Below are 23,974 nucleotides of genomic sequence, written 5' to 3' on the forward strand. Positions count from 1 at the left end.
CATGAACTCACTCGGCTCGATGGGCGGCCTTTTCTCGCTGCCCGTCCTGTACGCACTGGGCTGCGGCATCGCGGTCGGCGGAGGCCTCGCGGTCCTCGCCATCGCGCTGCGCGGTCTTCCGGTGAAACCCGAGCACGAGAAGCAGAAGGCCAGCGAGCGGATGAACGAACTCATCCGGTTCGCGGGCCGGCGCGGCTCGCTCGCCGTCGGCGTGGGCCTGGTGGTGCTGCTGCTCACCCGGTGGACGGTCGCGGGCATCGCGTCCGGCATCCTCGTCTTCTTCTGGGACAAGCTGTTCGGCGGCGCGGCGGAGGAGCGGTCGCAGATGCGCCGCGTCGAGGCCCTCGCCGCCTGGACGGAGTCCCTGCGCGACACCATCGCGGGCGCGGTCGGCCTCGAACAGGCGATCCCGGCCTCGGCACGGGCGGCGGCGCCCGTGCTCCGTCCCCACCTGGACGCCCTGGTGGACCGACTGCGTGCGCGTACGCCGCTTCCCGAGGCCCTTCAGATACTGGCCGACGAGATCGACGACGCGTCGGCGGACATCATCGTGGCGGCGCTGATCCTGAACGCGAAGCTGCGCGGTCCGGGTCTGCGCCAAGTCCTCGGCGCCCTCGCCAAGTCGGCGCGCGAAGAGGTCGACATGCGCCAGCGCGTGATGTCGCAGCGCGCCTCGACGCGGCGCTCGGTGCAGATCGTGGTCGCGGTGTCGATCGCGTTCGTCCTCGGCCTCTCGATCTTCAACCGCGACTTCGTCGCCCCGTACGGCACGGCGGTCGGCCAGCTCGTACTCGCCTGCGTCTGCGGCCTGTTCGCGCTCGGCTTCTGGTGGCTGCGCAAGCTCTCGACCGTGGAGACGCCGGACCGCTTCCTGGTCAGGGACGAGCCGGGCGTGCAGTTCGTGCGGCCGCGGGGGCCGGGGGCGGGGCCCGGTGCGGGTGCCGGTGCCGGTGCCGGTGAGCAGCAGGCGCCCTTGCCGGGGCATGCCGGTCCGTACGGCCAGCCGGTGCAGCCCGGTCAGCCCGGCTATTCGAATCCCGAGGGGGTACGTCGATGAGCCTGACGATGCCGATAGTGATCGGCGCCATCATGGGCCTGGGCATCTACGCCCTCGTACGTGCCCTGATGCCCTCCAAGCGGAGCGCGGTCGCCACGGTCGCGCGGATCGACGCCATGCGGGCGAGGGGGGCGGCGTACGAGTCGCACCGCTCGGCCGGTGACAGCAAGGACGACTCGGGCCGGCTGGGGACGGTGCGGGCCCGCGTGGGCACGCGCGTCGCCGACTTCTACCTCCAGCAGGGCTGGGAGCAGCGGTCGCTCCGCGCCGACCTGGCCGTCCTCGACCGCAGCTGGGAGAATTTCCTGGCGACGAAGACGCTGCTCGCGGCCGCGGGTGTCTTCTTCGGGCCGTTCCTGTTCGCCGTCATCTGGACGCTGGGCGTCGGCGACAGCCCGATCATCCCGGTCTGGCTGGCCCTGATGTTCGGCGCGCTCTTCTTCTTCCTGCCCGACCTCGAGGTGCGCAGGGACGCCGCGGACAAGCGGCGCGACCTGCGCCGCGTCATCGGCGCCTACTTGGACCTGGTGTCGATGAGCCTCGCGGGCGGCCGCGGCCTCCCCGAGGCCCTGATGGCGGCGGCGGAGATCTCCGACGGATGGGCGACACGACGTATCCGAAGCGCCCTGGCCGACGCCCGGATCACCGGAATCAGCCAGTGGCAGGCGCTCGGCACGCTCGGCGAGCAGCTGGGCATCGAAGAGCTCAAGGACCTGTCGGCCTCGCTCGCCCTGGTGGCGGACGACGGCGCGAAGGTGCGTGACTCGCTCGCCTCCCGCGCGGAGACGATGCGGCACCGCGAAATGGCGGAGATCGAGGGCAGCGCGGGCGAGAAGTCGCAGTCGATGCTCGTCGCCCAGCTGCTCCTGTGCGCGGGCTTCCTGGTCTTCCTCATCTTCCCGGCGGCGATGCGCGTGTTCCAGGTCTAGCGGTCCAGTGATCTTTACGGCGACGGACGGGCCGGCCGACGGGGGCGGCCCGACAACCTCCCCCCACTCCTGAGAGGACAACTCACCATGAACGGACGGAACTTCAGTACCGGCATCCCGGCTGTCGACTTCCTGGTCACCTTCCTGCGGGGCCGCGTCGAGCGTGCCCGCTCCGGCGAGCTCGACCGCGGTGCGTCCGCGGTCGAGTGGGTCATCATCTCCGCGGTCGTCGTGGCGATCGTCGGCGTGGTGGCCGCCATCATCAACGCCGCGCTCAAGGGCGGAGCCGACAAGGTCGGCGACTGCATCGAGGGTGCGGACGCCGGCAAGACCTGCTGATCGATCGGTTACCGGGGAGCGAAGGCGGGGACGAGTGCGCGGGTGCGTGAAGCGATGGGTACGCCGCAGGGTGGAGGCAGCCTCCACCCGCGGTGAATCCGGCATGACCGCGATCGAGTTCGTGCTGCTCACTCCGGTCCTCTTCTTCATGATCTTCGCGACGGTGCAGTTCGCGCTGTACTTCTTCGCGGACCATGTCGCCCAGGCCGCGGCCCAGGCGGGCGCGCGTAAGGCCCGTGCGACGGCGGACGAGAACCCGGGCGGCTGGCGCGGCGACGCGCGTGACGTGGTCGACGCCTACATCCAGCAACTGGGACCGCAGTTGGTGATCAGCCCCGACGTGAAGACGATGGAGCCGAAGGCGAACACGGTCGGGGTGGAGATCACCGCGAGCGTGCCCTCGGTCTTCCCCGGCCTCGACCTGACGGTGCACGCGCAGTCGGCCGGGCCGGTGGAGCGGTTCGTCGAGGACAACGGGGGCGGCTGATGCGGATGCGGATGGCTGGCGCACGGGCACGGGCACGGGCACGGGCACAGGTACGGGCACGGGCCTTTGGGCGGGCTGCCTCAAGGGCGGACGACCGGGGGCTCTCGACCATCGAGGTGGTCATCCTCGCCCCCGTGATGATCCTCTTCATCCTGGTCCTGGTGGCCTTCGGCCAGCTCGTCGACGGCCGGGGGGCGATCGACGGAGCGGCGCGGGACGCGGCGCGCGCGGGCTCGATCCAGAAGGACGAGGGCACGGCGATGGCCGAGGCGAAGGCGGCAGCGGAGGCGGACCTCGCGGACGTCTGCTCGGGCCCGGTCGACGTCAGGAAGACGAGCGCGGGCTTCGAGGCCGAGGTGGATCCCTTCTTCACGGTCGAAGTGAGCTGCAAGGTAAGGGGCTTGGACATGATCGGTCTCGACGTGCCGACCACGCTGACGGCCAGCTTCAGCTCCTCGCTCGACCCGTACCGGAGGTCGGTGTGAGCATCGCTCCTCGCCTACGGGACTGGGCCGCCGCCCGCAGAGAACGCCTCGACGACCGTGGCTCCGGCGCCGGCGCCGTCATCATCTTCGCGATCGTGTTCCTCTCGCTCACCGCCTTCGTCATCGACGGCGGCCTGTCCATCTCCAAGCGGGAGAGGGCCGCGGACATCGCGGAACAGGCAGCGCGTTACGCGGCGCAGGACGTCGACCGCGAGGGCATATACGAAGGCGCCAAGGGCGCCCCCATCAACTACGAGAACTGCGGCGCACGAGCCCAGGCCTACGCCCGCTCGACGGACATGAACGGCGCGGACGTTGCGGCGACGCACTGCGTGACGGCAAACGCGAACCAGGTCGAGGTCGAGGTCCAGCTGACGTACAGCCCGGTGTTCACGGGGTTGTTCTACGGGGGCGATGTGACGGTGCGGGGCTCTGCGATCGCGGAGAACGAGGTCGGCTGAGGCGGGGCACCGCCGCTCGCGTGCACCTGGGGCCCGCGTCCACCCGGAGGGTCATCGGACTCGTCCGACTTTCACTCCGCGGGGCGTCGCCTTCGCGGTGACCTTCGGAGGGTGCGCGGGGTTTTACCGCCTGTTCCCCTTTGCGGGAGGTACGGGAGGTAGGGCCGGGTGCGTACGTGGGTGGGGCTGCCGTGGGTGTGTGCGGTTGCGAGTGGGTTGGTGCTGGTGGGGTGTGGTGGGGGTGCGGGCCCCCAGGGCCCCGACGAGATCGCCGGCGTTGGCCAAGGGGCTGAGAAACCGTCGGCCACGGCGTCCGCCGCCCCCGGCGACGGAATCGCGCGGCCCAAGATCACTCTCCCGGCAGGCGATCAACTCGTCTTCGAGCCGCGGGCGACGGGTGACGCGAGGACGGACGCGGTGCTGCGTGACAACGCCGAGTACTTGCGTGCCGTCGACGAGGCGATCGGTGACCAGGAGCCCAGATCCAAGGCGGTGGCTTTCTACAGCAAGGGCTCGGCCTACTTGGACTCCGTGGAATGGATCGGCGGTTTCGTCGAGGAAGGCACCACGGTGACGGGGACGGTGCGGTACGTCGATCGGGAGGTCACGTTCGGCGAGGACGGTTCAGCCGGGCTCACGTACTGCGGGGACGAGTCCAAGGGCTACACCAAGGACCTCAAGACGAAGAAGACCAACGTCACCCCGGTCACCAAGGATTCCTACGTCTTCTACAACGACCGGCTGAGGAAGAACGCCAAGGGCGTCTGGCAGGTCACCAAGAGCGTGTCGGCGCGAGGCAGCAAGGCCTGCCGCCCATGAACGGTCACCGCACCGCAGCCGTCGCGCTGGCCGTCTGCACCACACTGCTGATCACGTTGCAGGCGGCACCGCCTGCCTGGGCCGATCGAACCGGCGGCGGATCCGGCGGGGGATCCGGTGGGGAGGTGAAGGGCGGGGCGAACGGCCGCGTCATCACTGCGGAGACCCGCGTACGGACCTCGGTTGTCGGCGGCGGCGCAGGCCGCGGCTCCGAGACCGGCACACCGTCCCCGGTGGGCGTTGCCTGGACACCCCCGGCCTGCTGGTACGAGCCCGCGTTCTCGCCCAAGGAGATCCAGAGCACAGTTAAGGCGTGGCGGGCTTTCGGGGCGAGTGCTCCCCTCATCGGGGGGATCGGCCACGTCATCAGCGACGCGATGGAGTACCGCTACAAGGACGGCCACCCGTACAAGAACTACAACCTCTCGAAGCAGGGCAAGGGAATGTTCTGGGCGTCGGTGATCAACCCCAACCGCGAGGACGACCCCGAGGCGACGACCTGCGACCGGCAGCCCTTCTGGGTGGACAAGGGCGAGACCCCGGCGGAGCCCATGGCGGCATCGCCGGAGATCCTCGCCCAGTACGCGTACGACGAACTCCCCGTACCCGGCACCGAGATCAAGACGGCCCCGAGGGGAACGTCCACGGTGAACCTGCCCACCTGGGTCTGGCTGGACAAGGGCAGGTTCAAGAAGGTCAGCGTCACGGCGAGCCTGCCCGGCACGGGCCTCTCGGCGACGACGACGGCCGAACCGGAGTCCTTGCGCATCGAGCCGGGCACGCCTGACGCGGAGGTCTTCCCGGCCGCGGGGAGCTGCGCGCTCGCCAAGCGCGGGGGCGGCATCGGCGAGCCCTACGCGCGAGGCAAGGCGGACCGGGTGCCGCCGTGCGGCGTGACGTACCTGCGCTCCCCGGGAACGAACGCCACGTACGCCCTACGGGCCACGCTCACCTGGAAGATCAGCTGGTCCAGCAGCACGGGCGAGGGAGGCACGCTGCCGCCCGGCTCCTTCGGCGCAACCCAGCGGATCCCCGTACAGGAGATCCAGTCCGTGAACCGCTGACGTGTGTGGGGGGAGGGGAGGCGGCGGCCTGCTAGTCGCCCTCTCCCTTGCCCTTCCCCTTGCCGCCCTTGTCCTTCACGCCTTCGGAGACATCCTTGGCGAGCTTGTCGTCCAGCTTCTTGAACTCCCGTACGACGGCGTCGGACATGTCGGCCAGCGCGTTCAGCTGCTGGGTGATGTCCTCGCGGCCGTCCTCCCAGTTGGACTCGAAGTCTTCGAGCGCGTCGTACACGCCGCCGTCGCCGATGTCGTCCTTGTAGGACTCGAAGGTCTTCTTTGTGCGGTTCATGCGGTCCTTGACCGACCGCAACCGGCTTCCGTAGTCCTCCAGATCACTGAGCGGGAGCGCGAGGTCACTCTTGCCTTTACCACCCATGCCGCTTCCCTCTCACTTGTGTCCGTCCGCTGTCACCCATCGCGCTCCTCGGACAGGCCGAGGACGGGACAGGCTCCGGAGCGATTATGACGTGTTCCGTGGTTCGGGGGGCGGAGATATACTTCTGGGTCAGCGCCGTACACAGGGTGGCGGCATGCTTGCCCTCGGCTTTCGCGTGAAGCTCAAGCACCGGGGCGCCAGTAAGTGGGGACCTCATCCCAGAAGTCCTCCGGGAAAATCGGGCATGTCTCTGCGCCGTTCAAGAATCGATAGATCAGGGCGCCAGTTGATCCAGTGAACTCATAATAGACATCCTCTCTGCAATCGATGATCAGTCCGATTGCTGGGGTGTCCAATGCCGTGCCGATCCAGCAGCACAGGTCGCCGTTGTCGGTTCCTCCCCACGACACGGTGTCCGCGATGGAGTATCCGAGTTCTGCGATTCGGGATCGAATGCTTACCGCTGCCCGACGCTCAAGTACGCGGTGCAGGTTCGCTGTTCTCTCATTTGCGTCCAGGTGTCGATTCGTATGCCCTGGAGAGTAGATCCAGAGGAAGTCGTTGAAGCAACCTCCTCCGTACCATTCGTGCAGGAGCCTGCGGTCGGACTGGATGTCGCCCTCGGCGGATCCGTTTGACGCCCCCGTGATGACGCTCGGTACGTCGATGTCCGGAGGTGGGCAGATGCGGGCCAGGTCCAGAATGCTGGTCATGTTGTGCTGCTGTTCATGAATGAGCCTCCCATGTACCAGCCGTTATCGCCGAACACTTCTACATCCACCCTACTGGGAATTGGATCGCTCCCTGAATACCGCGGTGTTGCCACATAGATTACCTCGTTCCCGGGCACTCCATTCGCCGGGTCGCCCTTCACATACGCTGCCACTGCATCCTCGAAGTCGCTCTGTGGTCCGTTGTTGACCACCGCATCTTGGGTCACAAAGTTGCGCGGCTCGTTTCCGGGGCCTCCGAGCTGTTTCGGAATCAGGTGTCCGCGAGAATGTCCTGCCGCCTCGCCGCCGAAGCCCGGCGGTTTCATCCGCCTCACCGCCTTTCCGCCGTCTGGTGGGTTGGGGCCGATTCGTGCGATTGCCCCGGTGGGACGCCCGTGAATGTCTGGTGCTCCGTATTCGATCTCCAGGTCGCAGCTGGGAGCGAGGCCGAGCGGGTCCGCCCACGTGAGGGGGTTCGAGACGTAGCTGACGGGGTTCGGCGCAGGGGCGAGTCCAAGAGGATCGGGGGAGAGGTAGCGGGCGGTCTCAGGGTCGTAAGTGCGGAAATGGTTGTAGTGGAGCCCGGTTTCAGGGTCGAAGTACTGGCCAGGAAAGCGCAAAGGTGTGTAAGTCGCGCTGCCCGCCGACCATGCGGTGGTACCCCAGAGAGTGGCGCGGGCACGCCAGGCAATTTCTCCGTGCTCGTCGAGGAGCTCGGTGGGAGCGCCCACGAGGTCGGTGACGATGGCGAAGAATCGGGAGTCGATCTCGTCCTGGGACGCCGCGCAGGCGTTCACCCGCTCCGTCTGGGCTATGGGCCGAAGCCCTTGATGCACCCATGTGATGGTGACGGGGTGGGGCAACTCGGCGGACGAGGCCGTCTGTTCACATAGCGTGACTCCGTCCCAGACGAACGTGGTTTCCTCGGCCACGGATTCACCGTCTGGTGCGAGGCGCTGCTTCGCGATACGCCGACCTAGCGGATCGTAGAGGTAGCGCCAGAGGATTCCATCGGGTGTGGTGACGGCGATGAGGCGATCTTCGGCATCCCAGGTGTATCGCCATGTTTCGGGCTTGCGGGACGGGCGAATCTTCTGACGCAGCGTGATGCGCCCTTGGGCATCGTGCTCGTACCGGACGTTGCCGGCTCGCGTGATGCGGGTCCCCGTGTAGCTGCGCGGCCCTGTGGCCTCTTGGCCCGGATGCGAGGCAGGCCAGGAGGCCTCCGTCTGGTTGCCGGCGTCGTCATATGCGTACTTCTCGTTCCAGTTCGCGGACCGGACAGCGGTGACCCGGCCTGCTGTGTCGAGGTCGAAGTGGCGCACGCCGTTCAGCTGGTCCTCAAGCCTGACCAGGTTGCCGTCGGGTCGGTACGCGTAGCTTCGGCGCTGGACGCTTCGGCCTTCTGCCGTAGTGATCGCCTGGGCGGTCAGGCGCCCCAAACCGTTGAAGTCGTTTGTCAGGGTGAGTGCGTCGCCGATACGTCGGTTCACTTCTCGCCCGACGGGATCGTGCTCAAAGCCGATCGTTGTCCCCGCCATGGTCAAGTGAGCATGACGGCCCGCTGCGTCGTAGCTCCATTCGGTGATGGCAGAGGTGGGGGTGGTACGCCTGGTGCGCTGACCGCAGGCATCGAACTCATGCCTGATGATGCGGCCGTTGACCGATTCAGACAGTGGACGACCCAGGCCGTCGTGTTCTGCGATCAGGTTCACTCCAGGCGCGACGGCTTGAGTGAGCTTGCCCGTGAGGGAGTACGCGTAGGTGGTGACCTGGCCGTCGGCGACTTTCCGGACGACCCGGTCGAGCACGTCCCGCTCATAGGTGACCGTCTGCCCGAGGGCGTTGGTCCGGGCCGTCATGTGGCCTGCTGTGTCACGGGAGTAGAGGATGGTGCGGCCGTCGAAGTCGGTTTCGGATATCAGGCGGCCGGCAGCGTCGTACACATAAGCCCAGTCCAGAAGCTGGGGGTTGCTGACCCGGGTAAGACGCAGCTCCGCGTCATAGGCGAATTGGTATCGCACCCCGTCCGGGCCGGTCCTGGCGGCGAGAAGGTCGAAGTGCGTGTACTCGAAGTGGGTGACGGCGCCCGAGGCGTCGATGTGGCTGGTGCAGTTGCCCTCGCCGTCATACGTCCACGATTCGACGCTGCCGTCCGACTCGACACGGCGAGTGGGGTGGCCTTCCACTGCCCATTCGAGGCGCGTCGTCCGCCCCAACGCGTCAGTGAACGAGGCCGGTCGGCCGAAGGCATCGCGTCTGTAGCGGCTCACTTCACCCAGGGGATTGGTGATCTCCAACGGCAGTCCCGCGTGATCGCAGCGGATCTCTGTACGCCTGCCCAGCGCGTCCGTGACTGAGGTGAGACGACCGGCTGTGTCGTACGTGAAGTGGGTGGTGGCACCGGTCGGGTCAACGAGTGTGACGCGGTTGCCCCGCTCGTCGTACTCCTGTTGCCAGGCGGTGCCGTCGGGCCCCGTCACGACAGTGGGAAGGCCGAGGTCGTTGTACTCGGAGATGACCCGGTGGCCGTCCGGACGGAGGACGGAAGTGACCTGGCCATCGCCGTCGTACTCGTATCGCGTGGTGCGTCCGAGCACATCGGCGAAGGACATCAGGTGGTGGTTGGAGTCGAAGCGTGTCCGGACGGTGCCGCCCGTGGGGTCGATCTCTGCGATGACCTGGGAGTTGCCATTGACGACGAAGCGGGACGTGGCTCCTTCGCCTGTTGTGACTGCGGTGACTCGGCTCTCCGGCCAGTCCGGGTCGATTCCGTCGTAGGCGAAGTAGTTGCTGACGTGTCCGGCCTCGCCGCCCTGGGTGACGCAGCGGTCCTGGTCGTCGTAGGTGTAGTCGTAGCGGCTGTTGTTGGTGTCGGTCCAAGAGGTGATGCGAAGGCGATCGTCATACGTGAACCGCATGGGCAGGCCGGAGGAGTTGGTGACCGATGTGAGGTTGCCGCCCGTGTAGCCGTACCGCTTGATCGTGAGATCCGAGCCGTCGTCGGCAGCGCCGGCCAGGCTCAGCGCGGTGACACGGTTCTCGGTCACGGTCAGCCGGAGGTCGTAGCCGCCAGAGTGCCGGATAGCTATGGGAGCGCCGTTACCGTCGTAGTCGAAGGTGATGGAGTTGTGGTTGCGATCGGTGATGCGCTCCAGGAGTGCCAGGTCGCCGTGGGGAGGGGCGAACTGACGGGTGAGGCCGGTGCGTGGATCAGTGAGGCGGTAACCGCCGTTGTCGAGGCGGGTCATGGGCCAGTGTGGGCCGGAGCCAGGAAGTACGCGTGTGTCCGGGCCCGCAGGGTGCGGATACTCGAGGAGCATGCCGTCCTCGGTGACCAGGACCACGCCGTCCTCGTCGATCTCCAGGCGTTGATCGACGGTGGATGACCAGGTCGGACCGAACCATCCGCCGGTGCGGTAGTCAGAAGCGACCCGCCGGGTGAAGTGGAGCGGGAGAGTGCCGGGCAGGCTGATGTCGGTCTCCGCCAGGTACATCTGGCCTGTGGCCGGGTCGACGGGGTCGCCACAGCCCTTGACCATGCTCTTTAGGCGGTTGTACGCACCCTTGGCGCCGTCTGCGATGGCGCTGCGAGCCGACTTCAAGCCACTGAGCCCCTTCCCCATGGCCTTCAGCCCGCCCTTGAGGCCCTTCATGCCTTTGGCGAGGCCGCGGAGGGAGGTCAGTCCCTTCATGCCGGGGATGCAGTCCAGGGCGGCGAAGGCGACGTCGAGTAGGCCTGCTTCTCCGTTGGCGTATTTATTCAGGGTGTCGGCGAGGACGACGAGGGCGGCGATGAGGACGATGGCGCCCAGGATAGGCCCGCCGATGATCATCGCGATGACGCCCAGGACGGCGACGACGACCTTGCAGACCGCGACGATGGTGTCCCAGTTGTCGGTGACCCAGTCCCCGACCTCCTCCCACCACTTGCGGTTCTGAATGCCCGCATCGGAGGCCTCTTCGAGCTTCTTCTTCGCCGTGCCCGCGGCGTCCTCGCGCATCTTGCGGGCGTCCTCGGCCATCTTCTTCGCGGCGTCGAGGTTGCTCTTGGCGGCGGAGACGTCCGACTTGGCGGTCGTCTGGGCTTTTTCGGCGGCGGTGGCGTTGCGGGTGGCGGCCTTGACCTTGTCCGGGTCGGGCTTGGGGACGTCTTTCCCGGAGTCTTTGTCGTCCTTGTATTTGTCGGCTTCCTTGCCCGCCTTGTCCATCCACGAGTCGGCGGAGGTCAGCCGTGTCTGGGCCGAGCTCAAGTCGCCTTGTGCTTCACGGCCCTTGACCAGGGCCTTGTCGGCGAGGGCCTGGGCTCGCTCCAGCTCCGGCCAGTACGTGGACAGCGCGTCGCCGGCCATCTCGTAGCTCTTCTTGAGCTTCTTCAGCTTGCCCGGCGCGTCCTCGAACTCCGCCGTGAAGGACTCCGCGGTCTTGCCCGCCCAGGTGAGGATCGCCTCCTCGCCCGCCATGCCCTTGATGTCACGCAGGACCTTCGACACGTCGTCGGCGAAGTCGTGCAGATTCTTGGCCAGGTTCCGCACCCGGTCCGGATCACCCGGCGTCGGATCCTTGTCCAAGTCCAGGACATGCCAATCCGCCGGACGATTGCCCCCCATGCCATAACCCCCCAGAACCTAAACTGTTTGCGCCCGAAAGCACATGCGAAGCTATCGCACCCGTGCAGCTACTGGGACGTTGGTGGTGATCCACTCGGTTCCGAGCCGGTGTCGGGCCAGTCCTCGCCGGTCAATGTCGCCGTCAGGCGCCCCTCTTCGCGTTCCACGCCGACGTCCATGCCGCTTGCTGCGGCCATGGCGAAGGCGGCGGGTGCGGTGCTGTCCAGGAGGAAGACGAAGTGCAGCGTGAAGGGCGGTGTGTCCTGGTCGCGTACTCCATCGGCGTCGAGCTGGAGATTGGCCCTCCAAGCCGCCTGGCAAAGCACTGCGACGAAGAGTCCCAGGAATTCGACACTCAACAGGCAGTCGGCGTTGTCGATCAGGACCGCGATGTCCTTCGTGTCGCCCCCGTGGCCGTGCCAGTCACGGAGGCAGTCCACGAGCGCCTCCCAGTTGTGGCCGAAGTGGCCCGGGAAGGAGAGTTCCCGGGCGAACGTGGCGAACAGGGTGCCCGGATCTCGCAGCTTCCTGCCGTCCAAGCGGATCAGACGTCCGCCCTGATTCTGGAGCGTGGCCGTCTCGATGCTCAGCCATGGGTCGTCGTGGCGTGTGAAGACGACCCATGGCGAACGACGCTGGGTGAGGGTGGAGCCTACGGTGGAGATCCTGGGTCTGCGGATCAGCGGTTGATCGACTGGATTTCCTGGACGTTCATGTCCTGGGTCGTCTCGAAGGTGCCGTTCGGCAAGTTGTGCTTGCCGTCGTTGTCCGAGCCCTCCCAGGAGATTTCCCAGGTGATGGAGGCCTTTAGTTTGTACGGCGCTCCGTCCGTGGCCCGGAGGTACTTGATGCCGCACGGCGGGTCCTGCTTCGACTTGCCCTTGGTGTAGGGCGTGCCGATGCTGCCGTCGTTGTTGATCTCGCATTCGGCTGATGCGGGGAAGGTTTCGGCGTCAGCCGTGCCGGGCTCCAGGTGGAGGCTCTTCGGTTTGGCCGTGGTCTCTGCCCAGATACCCGTCTTGGGGAGTTCTGCGCGGACCTTGACGTCCGTGAAGGTGCCCTTGTCCAGCCAGACCCAAGTGGGCAGGTTCACCGTCGACTTGGCCTGCGGCTTCAGTTCGATTTCCGTCTCGGGGATCTCGACCTTGTCGTAGGCGTACTCGGCCAGCGTCTTGGGAGTCGGGGTGTGCGGGACATTCGGTATCTCGCCCTGGTCCTGCCAGAACATGACCTTGTCGCATTCGGAGGAGCGCGGGTCGGCGTCGTCAGGGGCGACGCTGCGCCAGAAGTACCCCTTCTTGCCGATGTTGTAGTTGTCGTAGCCCTTGGCGGTGGTGTTCTCGTCGTCGAGGTTGGGCTCGTCCTTGCCCTTGGCGTAATGGTTCTCCCAGAGGGACCTGCCGTACCAGCCCTGGTGGATGCCGACCATTCCCTCACCGTCCGTCTTTTCGACGAAGGCCTTGAGCTGCTCGGGCGTGAAGAGCGGTTCGTACCAGCAGGCGGGCGGCTTCCAGTTGGGGTCGATCGGCGCGAGGTTGCCCTTCTTGCCCTTGCCGTCGCCGCCCTTGACGTACGTGACCTCGATCTGGGAATGCGCCGTGGACGCGAGCGTGCGCTCGTCGACCTCCCCGGCTGTTCCCCCGCCGCCGACGGCGTGAGCCGGTGCGGATGCGAGAACGGCCGCCGCGAGCGATGTGAGTGACGCGGTGGTCAGTGCCGACAACGTGTGCCGTGGCTTCATCGTGAGCAGCCGCCCCTCTTCGAGTAGGTGGACACGGTCTGCCAGACACCCTTGTCGTTCTTGTGCAGGGTGATCGTGTAGAAGACCTCGGGAGCCGTGCCCGCGGGATTCCCCTCGGTCTTGCCCGACTTGCGTTCCTTCGAGTACGCCTTGCTCTCGTCCGTGCAGTAGGTGAGGGACGCCTTCGTCTTCTTGTCGCCGAGAAGGGTGACCTTGGGGTCGAAGACCGGCAGCTTGCCGATCACGGTGAGGTCCTTGTCCGTGTACGTCTTGATCCACTTCTGGTCCTGCGATAGGCCGGCCGTGGTGTCGTAGAAGGCGAGTGACTCGGCGTCGGGGTCCTTCGCGATGATCGCGGCGTACCCAGCCCGGAGGTGTTCCTTGCCGTCGTCGAGGACGGCCTGCTTGTCGGGCTCGCTGCTCGTCCACCCCTCGAAGGGCAGATCGAAGCTCGTGGGCAGCTTGATCTCAGGACGGTCCACGTCAGGCGCCTTCGATCCGGACTTCGACGGTGACGGAGTGCTGTCACCCTGCCCCGCCCCCTCGATCTTGTCCGAGGAGTCATCACTCCCACCGCCCCCACAGGCAGTCAGGAGCAGAGCCGCGCTCGCCACCAGAGTGGCGGCGATGGGCATGGTGCGACGGGCCACGATTGCAGTCCCCCAGAGTTCGGCAGAGTTCGACATGTGTGCAGGAGAGAATGGAGCCGGACGACGCTACCAGGCGTGGGTTACCAGGACTGGTGGGCCTTGTGAAGGCTCCCGCGTTCTGTGCGGTGACGGAAGCGAAGGGTTCTCAAGTGCTACGTGAGCGCAGCGAATCCGTGCCGGAACTGTGACGGGCGGGGGTGAATGCCCGTCCTGGGCAGGTAATCGCGGGTAATTCCGGGGTGGGATCGGGCACGCTCCGTTTGCGGATAGGTGGGCTTACGGCGCAACTCGGGTGTAAACGGGCACTCGCGCAAGCCTCTTGGGAGGCCTTGGAAGCCGTTGCCTCTGTCTGACCTTCGGCCCCTTCCGTACCATCGCCTCAGTACGCTCAGCCCACCGCGGCACAGACCGCTGATCCCCATCCGCTCCCTCTCAGAGGACAACAGGACACCCGCCATGGCGCGCACCACTTCAAGTTCGACAGGCGGCCCGTCGGCTCCACGGAATCGGACGCCGCAGCCGCTGCCCCGGCGTCGTCGTACGTTCGGGGACTTCGTCAAGGCGTTCCTCGCCTTTGTCGCGTTGGCCGCGCTCGTCTTCGGCGTGCCTGGTGCCCTCGCGTACGCCGTGGGGTGGCCTCTCCCGGGTGGTGCGCCTTCGCTGGACTGGTTGCAGCAGGAGATCACGGTCGGGACGTTCATCAACGTACTGACCGTCGTCGTCTGGCTTGCCTGGGCTCAGTTCACCGCCTGCGTGCTCGTTGAGGTGAAGGCCGCGCTCTCCGGAGTCGGCATGCCCGGCCGCGTTCCCGGTGCCGGCGGCAGTCAGCTCCTCGCCCGTCAACTCGTCGCCGCCCTGCTCCTGGTGGGCGCCACCGCCGCTAGCTTCGCGCCGGGGCTCTCGCAGTTCGGGCAGTCGCTTGAGGGGAACCAGAAGCCCGCCTCCGCCGCTTCCGCCCAGCAGACGCCCGGCGGGCTCTTCGGGCAGGAGCAGGCAGGCAGTGCCGCCAGTGCCGTCGCCGAGCAGGCCGAGCAGGCCGCCGCCCAGGCCGGCAGCAATGCCAAGGACGGGGACACGAAGTACTACCGGATTCAGCCGCCCGAGGGCCGTCATCACGACTCCATGTGGGAGATCGCTGAGCGGCATCTCGGAGACGGGCGCCGGTACAAGGAGATCTACCAGCTCAACAAGGACCGCGAGCAGCCCGACGGCTCGCGGTTGTCCGAGGCCAGCCTCATCCGGCCCGGCTGGATCATGGAGATGCCCGCGGACGCGCACGGCGGCGAGCTCGTCGAGATGCCCGACGAGGCGCCCAAGGTCTCGCAGGACGTGAAGGAGCAGATCTCCGACTACGCCAAGTCCGGGGACCACCAGCAGGGTGGCGGCGCCCAGGAGCAGGGCGGCGGACAGCAGGGTGGCGGTCAGCAAGGTGACCGCGACACCGCCCACATCACCATTCCTGAGCAGCGGCCCTCCGACGCGGGCAAGGGGCAGGGACAGGGGCAGCAGGAAACTCCCGTCGCCGGCAACCAGTCCGAGGAGTCCTCCTTCGGGCTGCCCGAGGCGCTCATCGGGGCGCCCCTCCTTGCCGCCGGGCTCCTCGGCGCGCTCGGACGCCGTCGCCGTCACGCGCTGTGGCAGTCCGCCATGGGCGCCGTCGGCGGCCGTCGCGGCATGGAGCCGCCGACGCCGACCGGGGGCGCCGCCGATGTGCAGGACGCGCTGCTCGTGGGCGCCGACCCCGAGGGCGTACGCCTTCTTGATCTGTCGTTGAGGGGGCTCGCCGCCGCGCTCGCCGAGGAATCGCGGGCCCTGCCGACCGTCTACGCCGCCTGGCTCAGCAACGGCGATCTGCACCTCCAGCTCGCCCAGCCCGCCGGACGGCCGCCCGCTCCTTGGCAGTTGGGGCAGGACCAGACGTTCTGGATGCTGGCGCGCACCGATGCCGAGCGGTACGAGGAAGTGGAAACCGCCGCTCCCTACCCCGGTCTCGTCAGCCTGGGAACGCTCGACGACTCGCGGCTGCTGCTCAATCTCGAAGCCGTGCCCGGTGTCGTGTCGCTGAGCGGCCGCGAGGCCGACCGTGCCGCCGTCTTCGCCTCCGTCGCCGCCGAGCTCGCCACCAACGGCTGGTCCGACCGCATGACCATCACCCTCGTCGGCTTCGGGCAGGACCTGACGCCGCTCGCGCCCAACCGTCTGCGGCACCTCGACGACATCGAGGCGCTCATCGAGACGATGGAGGCGGAGACGCGGCAGCGGCGCGGAGCCCTGGGCGCCGCCGGGCACGACTCCGTGCTCACCGGCCGTACGGGGCCCGCCCAGCACACGCGCTGGGCGCCGCACCTGGTGCTGCTCGCCGCTGAGCCCGAGGGGGACGACGCGGTGAAGCTCGCCGAACTGGCCGCCGACGCGAGCCGGTTGGGCATCGGGTACCTCGTCGGCACCGAGTCCGGCGACCTGCCGGGTGCCGCGTGGGAGATGGAGATCACCCCCGAGGGCAAGCTGCTCGCCCCGCTGCTCGGCCTTGAGCTGGAGGCGCAGGCGCTGCCCGAGGCGCAGCAGCGGGCCGTCGTGGAACTGTTCGTCGACGCCGATCCGGGCGAGGGTGAGGGCGCTGGTTCTGCCCGTTCCGGTCGTACGGGCGTCACCCCGCCGTTCCTCGTCGACGTCACCGAGCAGGGGCGGCCCGCGGTCTACGCGCGCCTCGTCGGTACGTACGAGATCATCGGCCTCGACACGCCGGACGGTGAGCGCAGCCCGCTGATGCACGAAGCGCTCGCGCTGCTCCTGCTGCACCGCGAGGGTGTGCACCCCCGCGTGCTCTCCTCCGCGCTGTGGCCGCGCGGGGTCACCGAGGACGTACGGGACGCACTCATCGACCGGCTGCGGGAGTGGCTCGGCACCGAGCCCGACGGGTCGCCCAGGCTGCGGGCCGACCGCAGCGGGCGGCTCACGCTCGCCAAGTCCGTCGTATCCGATCTGGATGTTCTGCGGTCGCTCTACCACGAGGCGACCCAGGGGCGCGGGGCCAACAGCAGGGCCGTGCGCGGGCGGATGCTCACCGACGCGCTGGTGCTCGTACGGGGGCCGCTGCTCGCGGACCGGCCGCAGGGGCGGTACGCGTGGCTCACGCACGAGATCATCGACGCGCAGCTGCCGCTGCTCGTCGCCGACATCGGGCTCGCCCTCTCCGAGTTCCACCTGGAGAAGGGGCGCGCGGAGAAGGCCATCGAGGCGCTGAACGCCTCGCTGAACTCCGCGCCGGGGGATGAGCGGCTCTGGAACGAGTTGCTGCGGGCGACTCATGCGGTGGGCGAGCCTGCTCGCCTCCGGCAGGTTGCTGTTGACCTCGTTGCCCGGAGTGGGGCTCGGGGCGTGCCGCCCCGGACCGAGGCTCTGCTGGACGAGCTCCTGCCTACCTGGCGCAGTGGGCTCACCGCCGTGGGGTAGTTCCTTCGCTGCGGGGGGTGGGGCGGTTTCGAGGCCGCCGCTTCGCGGCGGACCTCTCCCACCCACCCACCCGTATCTCCGCGTTTAGAGGGTGACCGTTGGACCCGTTGTTGTACGTCGTCGTCGGCGGCGCCCTCTGGGGCGCCGTCGCCGGGGTGTTCGTGCCCCATGCCGCCTATCGGCTGTCCGTGTCGCCCGACGAGGGATGGCGGGACAGCTGCCCCGACGGGCACCCCCTCGGCGGCTGGGTCGGGCTCGCGCGGTGTGGGGGAGGGGACCGCTACGGGCCCCGGACCGTCGCTGTCGCTCTCGCCACCGCCCTCGTCTCCGCCGCCCTCGCCGCCGCCACGGGTCCGCGCCCCGAGCTGGCCGTATGGCTGCTGCTCGCTCCCGTCGGCGTCCTGCTCGCCGTCGTGGACTTCGGCGTGCACCGGCTGCCCGATGTGCTGACGCTCCCGCTCGCCGCGGCCGCGCTCGCGCTCCTCGGGGGCGCCGCGCTGCTTCCCGAACACGCCGGTTCCTGGATCCACGCGCTCTACGGGGCCCTTGCGCTCGCCGGTGCGTACTTCGTGCTCTTCCTCATCAGCCCGAACGGCATGGGCTTCGGCGACGTGAAGCTGGCGCTCGGTCTGGGCGCCGCCCTGGGCTGGTACGGGTGGGGCGCGGTGCTGCTCGGCACCTTCGCCGGGTTCCTGCTCGCCGCGCTGTACGGCGGATTCCTGGTCGTCGCCCGCCGCGCCGGGCGCAAGACGGCCATCCCGTTCGGTCCTTTCCTGATCGGCGGGGCGTTCCTCGGACTGCTCGCCGGGGCGTACGCCGCCTGACGTCAGGCGGTCGGATCCCCTGGCGTACGCTGAATCAGTCCGCCCACAACCCTTACGAAAGGGACGCCCCGGTGACCGAGAAGGCCGACCTTCAGTCCGTCCTCGACCGTGCCGCCGCAGGTGGGCGGATCAGCGCCGAAGAGGCGCTCGACCTCTACCGCGATGCCCCGCTGCACGCGCTCGGCGCCGCCGCCGACGCCATCCGCCGCCGCCGGTACGCCGGGACCGAGCACATCGCGACGTACATCATCGAGCGGAACATCAACTACACGAACGTCTGCGTGACGGCGTGCAAGTTCTGCGCCTTCTACGCCGCCCCGAAGGACACCAAGAAGGGCTGGACGCGCGACCTCGACGACATCCTGCGGCGCTGCGCCGAGACCGTCGAGCTCGGCGGCACGCAGGTGATGTTCCAGGGCGGGCACCACCCAGACTTCGGCGTCGAGTACTACGAAGAGCACTTCTCGGCGATCAAGAAGAACTTCCCGCAGCTGGTCATCCACTCCCTCGGCGCCTCCGAGATCGAGCACATGGCCCGCATCTCGAAGGTCTCCGCCGAGGAGGCCATCAAGCGGATCAACGCCGCCGGGCTCGACTCCTTCGCCGGTGCCGGCGCCGAGCTGCTCCCGGCCCGCCCGCGCAAGGCCATCGCCCCGCTCAAGGAGAGCGGTGAGCGCTGGCTGGAGATCATGGAGATCGCGCACGGTCTGGGCGTCGAGTCGACGTCCACGATGCTCATGGGTACGGGCGAGACCAACGCCGAGCGCATCGAGCACCTGCGGATGATCCGCGACGTACAGGACAGGACCGGCGGCTTCCGGGCCTTCATCCCGTACACGTACCAGCCCGAGAACAACCACCTCAAGGGCCGGACGCAGGCCAGCATCTTCGAGTACATCCGCATGATCGCGATCTCGCGGATCTTCCTCGACAACGTCGCCCACATCCAGGGTTCCTGGCTGACCACCGGCAAGGAGGCCGGCCAGCTCACCCTGCACTACGGCGCGGACGACCTCGGCTCGGTGATGCTGGAGGAGAACGTGGTCTCCATGGCCGGCGCCAAGCACCGGAACAATCTGCGCGACATGATCGACATGATCCGTACCGCGGACCGCGTCCCGGCCCAGCGCGCCACGACGTACGAGCACCTCGTCGTGCACGACGACCCGGCGAACGACCCGACCGACGACCGCGTCGCCTCGCACATCTCCTCCACGGCGATCGAGGGCGGCACGGCGCACCCCGAGCTGAAGCTCCTCGCCTCCAACTGAGGCTGTCGTGCGCACACTTCACGTCGCCGATGGCACACCGGAGGCGGCGGTCCTGGTCGACGGGGCGAGCGTCGCCGCCGTCGGCCCGTACGAGGAGCTGGTGGCCGCTCATCCCGCCGCCCGCGTCCGTCGCTGGCCCGGCATCCTCACGCCGGGCCTGCTCAACCCGTACGGTCCCGAACTCCTCGAAGCCACCTACCACCCCGACCCGCGCGAGGCCGACTGGCTCGGCACCGATCCCATCGGCGGGGAGCGGGCGCGGGCCCTCTTCCGCGTCGACCCGTCCCGCGTGGGCGCCAGCGCCCGCCGGGGCGTACAGCGGCTCTTCGCGCACGGCACGGTGGCCATCGCGGGCGAACTGCGGGCCCGGCCCGTCGTCGACACCGTCCGCAGGGCAGGCCTGGCGGTCGGCCAACGCCCACCACAGCTGCCGGGCCCGCCGTCCCTGTCACCGACCCCGCTGGTCCTCCTGCCACCCCTGAGGGAGGGCACCCCGGCCCGCTTCGCGATCTTCGACGTCGCCGACCGGGCGGAGCTGGTGCGCCAGGGCGCGACGACGTGCGTGGCAACGGTGATTGCAGGCCGAATGGTGTACCGAGCCCGCTGAGGCAGCCCCGGAGGGGCATGCCTTAGGGGCGTGGGGAACTGCGCGAGCAACCACGACGGACCCGCATCCGCAGACGGGCCGCACCAGGCAGACGCACCGCGAAATCGCCCGCCGCAGGCGAGGCGGCGGCGGCCTGCCACAATAGCGGGGTGACCCGAGCCACCCTGGAAAAGCAGCCGCACGAAGTCGCCTCCATGTTCGACGACGTGGCGGAACGGTACGACCTGACGAACGACGTGCTGTCGCTCGGCCAGGCGAGGCTGTGGCGCAAGGAGGTCGCGAAGGCGGTCGACGCGCGCCCCGCGCAGAAGGTGCTCGACCTCGCCGCGGGCACGGCGACCTCGTCCCAGCCCTTCGCCCGAGCGGGCGCGTACGTCGTGCCCTGCGACTTCTCGCTCGGCATGCTCCAGGTCGGCAAGGCGCGCCACCCCTGGATGCCGTTCACGGCGGGCGACGCGACGAAGCTGCCGTTCAAGGACGACACGTTCGACGCCGTCACGATCTCCTTCGGCCTTCGCAACGTCCACGAGACGGACGAGGCGCTGCGGGAGATGTACCGCGTGACGAAGCCGGGCGGCCGGGTCGTCATCTGCGAGTTCTCGCACGCGACGTGGACGCCGTTCCGCACGGTCTACGAGGAGTACCTGATGCGGGCGCTGCCGCCGGTGGCGCGCGCGGTCTCCTCCAACCCCGACGCGTACGTCTATCTCGCGGAGTCCATCCGCTCCTGGCCGGACCAGCCGACGCTGGCCGCGCGGCTTCAGGACGCGGGCTGGTCGAAGGTGGCGTGGCGGAATCTGACGGGCGGGGTCGTGGCCCTGCACCGGGGGTTCAAGGCATAGGCCCCATCTCGCGGCATCATGACCCGAGTTGACGGGAACCAGCCACCGGGCAAGATGTGTCCGTTGTGATACGACTCCGCCGACGCGACGGAGCGATGCGAAGCCGCTCTTTCGCATCGGCCGCCGCGGGACCGTTCGGCACGCACGGGTCGGTCTTGCTGGTCATCTCCCCAATGACGGAGCGTTCCCATGGCGTCGCACTGCCCACACTGCGGGGCACCCACCCCTGACGAGGCCCGCTTCTGCATGAAGTGCGGGCGCGAGCGTCCGCGTGACACGACGGTGGACGCGGGGCCCGCGGAACTGCCCCCGGCAGAGCTGGGCGTTCCCACGTCTGCTGGGGAGGATCCCCCTGCGGCGTCGGCGGCCTCTGATCCCGAGGCCTCTGATCCCCAAGCGCCTGAGACTGACGCTGACGCACCCGGCGGTGAGGCATCCCCAGCCGGGCCCGGGTTCACTGTGACGTCCCTCCCCGCCCCCGCCCTTCCGCCCTCTCCCACCCCTCCCGCATACGTCCCCGGGGCGCCCGCAGCCCCCTCCCCGCTCGGTGCCTTCTTCGGGCGTGCGTTCCGGGGGGACTGGGCGGGCGCCGCCCAAGCCGCCCTGTGGCCCGTGGGGTTGGTGCTCGTCGCGGCCGTCGCGCTGGCCATTCCCTCGTACGGGCAGGACGACGGTGACGTCGTCGTAGGGTTCGGCGACCGGCTCCGGATCGCCCTCGCGCTGCTGCTCCAGGCAGTCGGCGGCGGCTTCGAGATCTCGGGGAGCGAGCGGCAGCAGTCGTCCCTCTTCGGCGGTGAGAGCTCCACTGTCGACGTCGCCTTCGACGGCAGCGCCTCGCTGCACCTCATTCCGCTCACCGCCACCGCCCTGTGGATCGGGGCCCTCTTCATCGGCGTACGCATCCTGCGCAGCCGCGTCCTGATGCGCTCGGGAGGCCACGGCGGCGGCAGCACGGCCGGGCTCGAAGCGGCTGTGCGCGTCACGCTGTTGGTGACCGTGGGCACCCTCGTGCTCAGCCTCTTCGCGCAGCCCGAGATCGAGGGCGTCGAGCTCTCCTCGTCGCCGGTGCTCGCCGCACTCGGCGCGCTCGTACTCGGACTCGCCGTCACCTGCGGTGTGCTGCACCGCCACGACCTGGCCCAGTGGCTGGCCGCGCGGCCCGGCTGGCAAGCGGCGTTCCGCGCCACCGGTACCGCGTTGCGCGCGCTCGGGATCGTGCTTGCCCTCTGCTCGGTCGTCGCGTTCATCAGCCTCGCCCAGGTCGACGACCTCGAAGGCCTCACCGATCTCGACGACGCCGATGTGTCCCCGCTGCTCATCGCCCTGCTCATGCTGCCGAACCTCGGCATCGCGGCCCTCGGGCTCGGCTGGGGCGCGCCGCTCAAGGCATCGGTGGAAGGCAGCAGTTCGGCGTACGGCGGTGGCTACCAGAGTGAATCCTTCGGGCTCTCCGAGCTGGGGGACGTCACCAACGACTGGGCGATCGTGGGGGCGTTGGCGCTCGGGCTCGTCTGCGCGCTGGTCCTCGGCATCCTGGCCGCGCGCCGTTCCGCACACCGGGGGGAGCAACTGCTCGCCGCCGGCGTCTTCTTCGGGCTCTTCCTGCTCCTGGCCGGAGTCGGCGGGTTCAGTGTCGACGCGACCGGCAGCGCCTCTTCGGAGTTCGGCGGAGGCGGCAGCGCGGGCGGCACGGGCAACGGCAGCTTCGAGGCGGGCGTGAGCATGCCGGACGCGCTGCTGTTCGGGCTGCTCTGGGTCTTCGCCGCCGCACTCGTCGCGCCGTTCCTGTTGCAGATGGCGGGGCAGGTTCCGGGGCAGCTGACGGGGCAGATGACGGGGCAGCAGGCCGGGATCGGCGCGGCTCCGATGCCGCAGGTTCCGTCGATGCCGGGCGGCCTGGCAGGTGCGCCGGGCGCTCCCGGCTCCGTGGCCGACGCGCCCACCGAGAGTGCCGTCGGTTTCGTCGGCTCCGCCTCAACCGACGCGCCGGCGCCGGGAGTTGCCCCCGCGCCCCAACCCGCCTACGACCCAGCCGCGAACCCCGCCTACGCCCCCGCCGCCTACGACCCCCACGCCTTCCAGCTGGGCCAGCAGCCCACCGCGTCCCAGCCCCGCCGCACCGCCCTCTGGGTCGGCACCCTCGCCGCCGCCTTCCTCATCGGCAGCGGCATCGCGGCCGGTGTGCTGCTCTGGCAGAACAACAACGACGACGGCGCGGCCGACAAGGCGGGAGGCAAGGACGACAAGCCCGCCGTCAGCCGGTCCCAGGACCCCACGCAGCCGCCCTCGCCGTCCCCCTCGGCCATCCCCACGGATGAGACCCCCACGGACGAGGCCCCCACGGATGCCCCGAGCGCGAGCCCGGACGCCATGGACGACGCGCCCGAACTTCCGGCGGGCTCCGACCTGGTGTCCGACGTGAGCGGCTTCGAGTTCGCCGTGCCCGAGGGCTGGACCCGGCAGGGCGAGGAGCGTCCGGGGCAGATCGTGTACGCCGGGTCGACCGGCCCGGAGGGGTTCATCGTCGGCGTGGTCCCGAACGCCCCGTACACCTCGTACGAGAACTTCACGACCATCGAGAAGGACGCCAAGAAGGACCCGAAGAAGTCGGACTATCAGCGGATCCGGCTTGAGCCGAACACCTTCCAGGGGCGCAGCGGCGCGATCTGGGAGTACACCTACACCGACAGGGCGGGCCGCGAGATCCATGCGCTGAACCAGAGTTACGTCGCGGACAACGGCACCGAGTACGCCATCCTGCTGTCCTGGCGCGCGGACTTCTGGCCCGCCGGCGAGGGCGAGAAGGTCCACCGGACCGCGCTCGAACACTGGCGGCTCAACGGCTGAGGCGCCCGGCGGCACCGGCGGCACCGGCGGCTGCCTGAGGGTGCTACAGCACGGCTCCGACCTCGTTCCCCGGCTCGTCCAGCTCTCGCCGCAGCCCGCCGTCCGGAGGCCCCGGGCGGCGCGGCTCGCGTACGCCCGCGCCGCCCTCGCCCTCGCCCGGGCCGAGTTCGAACCAGACGGTGACGACGGCGCCGCGCGGGATCCACGTGCCGGGGACGGGGTACTGCCGGACCACGTGATCGAGGACGACCAGGTGGAAGTCGGGGCGGTCCGGCGCCGCGAGCTCCACGCCGTGCTTCGCCGCCGACTCGCGCGCGTCCACGGCCATGAGACCGATCAGCCGCGGTACGAGCACTTCGTCTGTCCTGGGCGTGTTCGCCACGGATGTCACCCCCCAGC

21 protein-coding genes and 1 pseudogene are annotated in these 23,974 nt (G+C 68.9%); 15 read left to right on the forward strand and 7 right to left on the reverse strand.

Going from position 1 to position 23,974, the window contains the following annotated elements:
* Position 1 precedes the first annotated feature (1 nt).
* The 8 genes from ACWGI2_RS16015 (at position 2) to ACWGI2_RS16050 (ending at position 5,641) form a co-directional block, all read left to right on the forward strand.
* The gene (locus ACWGI2_RS16015; RefSeq protein WP_453695920.1) at positions 2–1,057 is read left to right on the forward strand and encodes a type II secretion system F family protein; all 1,056 of its coding nucleotides are present in this window, start codon (positions 2–4) and stop codon (positions 1,055–1,057) included.
* Complete coding sequence (locus ACWGI2_RS16020) at positions 1,054–1,986, forward strand: type II secretion system F family protein (RefSeq protein WP_453397523.1); 933 nt, start codon at positions 1,054–1,056, stop codon at positions 1,984–1,986. The genes ACWGI2_RS16015 and ACWGI2_RS16020 overlap by 4 nt, the downstream gene beginning before the upstream one ends.
* Before the next feature lie 87 nt (positions 1,987–2,073).
* Positions 2,074–2,325, forward strand: coding sequence for a hypothetical protein (locus ACWGI2_RS16025; RefSeq protein ID WP_160506566.1), 252 nt, complete (start codon positions 2,074–2,076; stop codon positions 2,323–2,325).
* Positions 2,326–2,428: 103 nt separating this feature from the next.
* Positions 2,429–2,812, forward strand: a complete 384-nt coding sequence (locus tag ACWGI2_RS16030) for a TadE family protein (protein WP_202121280.1) — start codon at positions 2,429–2,431, stop codon at positions 2,810–2,812.
* 11 nt (positions 2,813–2,823) lie between these two features.
* The gene (locus ACWGI2_RS16035) at positions 2,824–3,297 is read left to right on the forward strand and encodes a TadE/TadG family type IV pilus assembly protein (protein ID WP_453695922.1); all 474 of its coding nucleotides are present in this window, start codon (positions 2,824–2,826) and stop codon (positions 3,295–3,297) included.
* Positions 3,298–3,299: 2 nt separating this feature from the next.
* Positions 3,300–3,758 (forward strand): TadE/TadG family type IV pilus assembly protein, encoded by a 459-nt coding sequence (locus ACWGI2_RS16040; RefSeq protein ID WP_453696741.1) that lies wholly within the window; start codon positions 3,300–3,302, stop codon positions 3,756–3,758.
* A 417-nt stretch (positions 3,759–4,175) separates the two neighbouring features.
* A complete protein-coding gene (locus ACWGI2_RS16045; RefSeq protein WP_453695924.1) occupies positions 4,176–4,577 on the forward strand; it encodes a hypothetical protein in 402 nt (133 codons plus the stop codon).
* On the forward strand, positions 4,574–5,641 hold the full coding sequence (locus ACWGI2_RS16050; protein ID WP_453695926.1) for a hypothetical protein: 1,068 nt from the start codon (positions 4,574–4,576) through the stop codon (positions 5,639–5,641). Before ACWGI2_RS16045 ends, ACWGI2_RS16050 begins: the two co-directional genes overlap by 4 nt.
* Before the next feature lie 31 nt (positions 5,642–5,672).
* Here ACWGI2_RS16050 and ACWGI2_RS16055 read toward each other — a convergent pair whose 3' ends face one another.
* The 6 genes from ACWGI2_RS16055 to ACWGI2_RS16080 all read right to left on the reverse strand — a co-directional run bounded on the left by ACWGI2_RS16055 (position 5,673) and on the right by ACWGI2_RS16080 (position 13,731).
* Positions 5,673–6,017, reverse strand: a complete 345-nt coding sequence (locus tag ACWGI2_RS16055; protein WP_160506570.1) for a hypothetical protein — start codon at positions 6,015–6,017, stop codon at positions 5,673–5,675.
* Between the two features lie 182 nt (positions 6,018–6,199).
* The gene (locus tag ACWGI2_RS16060; protein WP_453397519.1) at positions 6,200–6,730 is read right to left on the reverse strand and encodes a hypothetical protein; all 531 of its coding nucleotides are present in this window, start codon (positions 6,728–6,730) and stop codon (positions 6,200–6,202) included.
* Positions 6,727–11,340, reverse strand: a complete 4,614-nt coding sequence (locus ACWGI2_RS16065; protein WP_453397518.1) for a DUF6531 domain-containing protein — start codon at positions 11,338–11,340, stop codon at positions 6,727–6,729. Before ACWGI2_RS16065 ends, ACWGI2_RS16060 begins: the two co-directional genes overlap by 4 nt.
* A gap of 68 nt (positions 11,341–11,408) precedes the next feature.
* A complete protein-coding gene (locus tag ACWGI2_RS16070) occupies positions 11,409–11,879 on the reverse strand; it encodes a barstar family protein (protein WP_453397517.1) in 471 nt (156 codons plus the stop codon).
* A gap of 140 nt (positions 11,880–12,019) precedes the next feature.
* Positions 12,020–13,081 (reverse strand): hypothetical protein, encoded by a 1,062-nt coding sequence (locus ACWGI2_RS16075; protein WP_453695927.1) that lies wholly within the window; start codon positions 13,079–13,081, stop codon positions 12,020–12,022.
* The gene (locus ACWGI2_RS16080) at positions 13,078–13,731 is read right to left on the reverse strand and encodes a hypothetical protein (protein ID WP_453695929.1); all 654 of its coding nucleotides are present in this window, start codon (positions 13,729–13,731) and stop codon (positions 13,078–13,080) included. Before ACWGI2_RS16080 ends, ACWGI2_RS16075 begins: the two co-directional genes overlap by 4 nt.
* A gap of 456 nt (positions 13,732–14,187) precedes the next feature.
* Between ACWGI2_RS16080 and ACWGI2_RS16085 the strand changes: the two genes are divergently transcribed.
* From ACWGI2_RS16085 to ACWGI2_RS16115, 7 genes and pseudogenes are all read left to right on the forward strand, one after another.
* Positions 14,188–17,184 (forward strand): BTAD domain-containing putative transcriptional regulator, encoded by a 2,997-nt coding sequence (locus tag ACWGI2_RS16085; RefSeq protein WP_453695931.1) that lies wholly within the window; start codon positions 14,188–14,190, stop codon positions 17,182–17,184.
* 98 nt (positions 17,185–17,282) lie between these two features.
* Complete coding sequence (locus tag ACWGI2_RS16090) at positions 17,283–18,008, forward strand: prepilin peptidase (protein ID WP_453695933.1); 726 nt, start codon at positions 17,283–17,285, stop codon at positions 18,006–18,008.
* Positions 18,009–18,079: 71 nt separating this feature from the next.
* On the forward strand, positions 18,080–19,279 hold the full coding sequence (gene mqnC, locus ACWGI2_RS16095; protein WP_453397513.1) for a cyclic dehypoxanthinyl futalosine synthase: 1,200 nt from the start codon (positions 18,080–18,082) through the stop codon (positions 19,277–19,279).
* Positions 19,280–19,286: 7 nt separating this feature from the next.
* A complete protein-coding gene (locus ACWGI2_RS16100) occupies positions 19,287–19,886 on the forward strand; it encodes an imidazolonepropionase-like domain-containing protein (protein ID WP_453695935.1) in 600 nt (199 codons plus the stop codon).
* A 149-nt stretch (positions 19,887–20,035) separates the two neighbouring features.
* Positions 20,036–20,728 (forward strand): demethylmenaquinone methyltransferase, encoded by a 693-nt coding sequence (locus tag ACWGI2_RS16105; RefSeq protein WP_160506577.1) that lies wholly within the window; start codon positions 20,036–20,038, stop codon positions 20,726–20,728.
* Between the two features lie 189 nt (positions 20,729–20,917).
* Positions 20,918–20,986, forward strand: a pseudogene (locus ACWGI2_RS16110) (zinc-ribbon domain-containing protein); the annotation flags it as partial.
* Between the two features lie 354 nt (positions 20,987–21,340).
* A complete protein-coding gene (locus tag ACWGI2_RS16115) occupies positions 21,341–23,575 on the forward strand; it encodes a hypothetical protein (protein WP_453696792.1) in 2,235 nt (744 codons plus the stop codon).
* A gap of 43 nt (positions 23,576–23,618) precedes the next feature.
* Here ACWGI2_RS16115 and ACWGI2_RS16120 read toward each other — a convergent pair whose 3' ends face one another.
* A complete protein-coding gene (locus ACWGI2_RS16120) occupies positions 23,619–23,957 on the reverse strand; it encodes a PASTA domain-containing protein (RefSeq protein WP_453695937.1) in 339 nt (112 codons plus the stop codon).
* Positions 23,958–23,974 lie beyond the last annotated feature (17 nt).

The sequence above is a fragment of the Streptomyces sp. NPDC054866 genome (genome assembly GCF_053610745.1).

Bases quoted from the DNA above. Each gene is read 5' to 3' on its own strand.
- ACWGI2_RS16015 (WP_453695920.1), top strand. From the start codon at position 2: ATGAACTCACTCGGCTCGATGGGCGGCCTTTTCTCGCTGCCCGTCCTG.
- ACWGI2_RS16020 (WP_453397523.1), top strand. From the start codon at position 1,054: ATGAGCCTGACGATGCCGATAGTGATCGGCGCCATCATGGGCCTGGGC.
- ACWGI2_RS16025 (WP_160506566.1), top strand. From the start codon at position 2,074: ATGAACGGACGGAACTTCAGTACCGGCATCCCGGCTGTCGACTTCCTG.
- ACWGI2_RS16030 (WP_202121280.1), top strand. From the start codon at position 2,429: ATGACCGCGATCGAGTTCGTGCTGCTCACTCCGGTCCTCTTCTTCATG.
- ACWGI2_RS16035 (WP_453695922.1), top strand. From the start codon at position 2,824: ATGGCTGGCGCACGGGCACGGGCACGGGCACGGGCACAGGTACGGGCA.
- ACWGI2_RS16050 (WP_453695926.1), top strand. From the start codon at position 4,574: ATGAACGGTCACCGCACCGCAGCCGTCGCGCTGGCCGTCTGCACCACA.
- ACWGI2_RS16055 (WP_160506570.1), bottom strand. From the start codon at position 6,017: ATGGGTGGTAAAGGCAAGAGTGACCTCGCGCTCCCGCTCAGTGATCTG.
- ACWGI2_RS16060 (WP_453397519.1), bottom strand. From the start codon at position 6,730: ATGACCAGCATTCTGGACCTGGCCCGCATCTGCCCACCTCCGGACATC.
- ACWGI2_RS16065 (WP_453397518.1), bottom strand. From the start codon at position 11,340: ATGGGGGGCAATCGTCCGGCGGATTGGCATGTCCTGGACTTGGACAAG.
- ACWGI2_RS16075 (WP_453695927.1), bottom strand. From the start codon at position 13,081: ATGAAGCCACGGCACACGTTGTCGGCACTGACCACCGCGTCACTCACA.
- ACWGI2_RS16085 (WP_453695931.1), top strand. From the start codon at position 14,188: ATGGCGCGCACCACTTCAAGTTCGACAGGCGGCCCGTCGGCTCCACGG.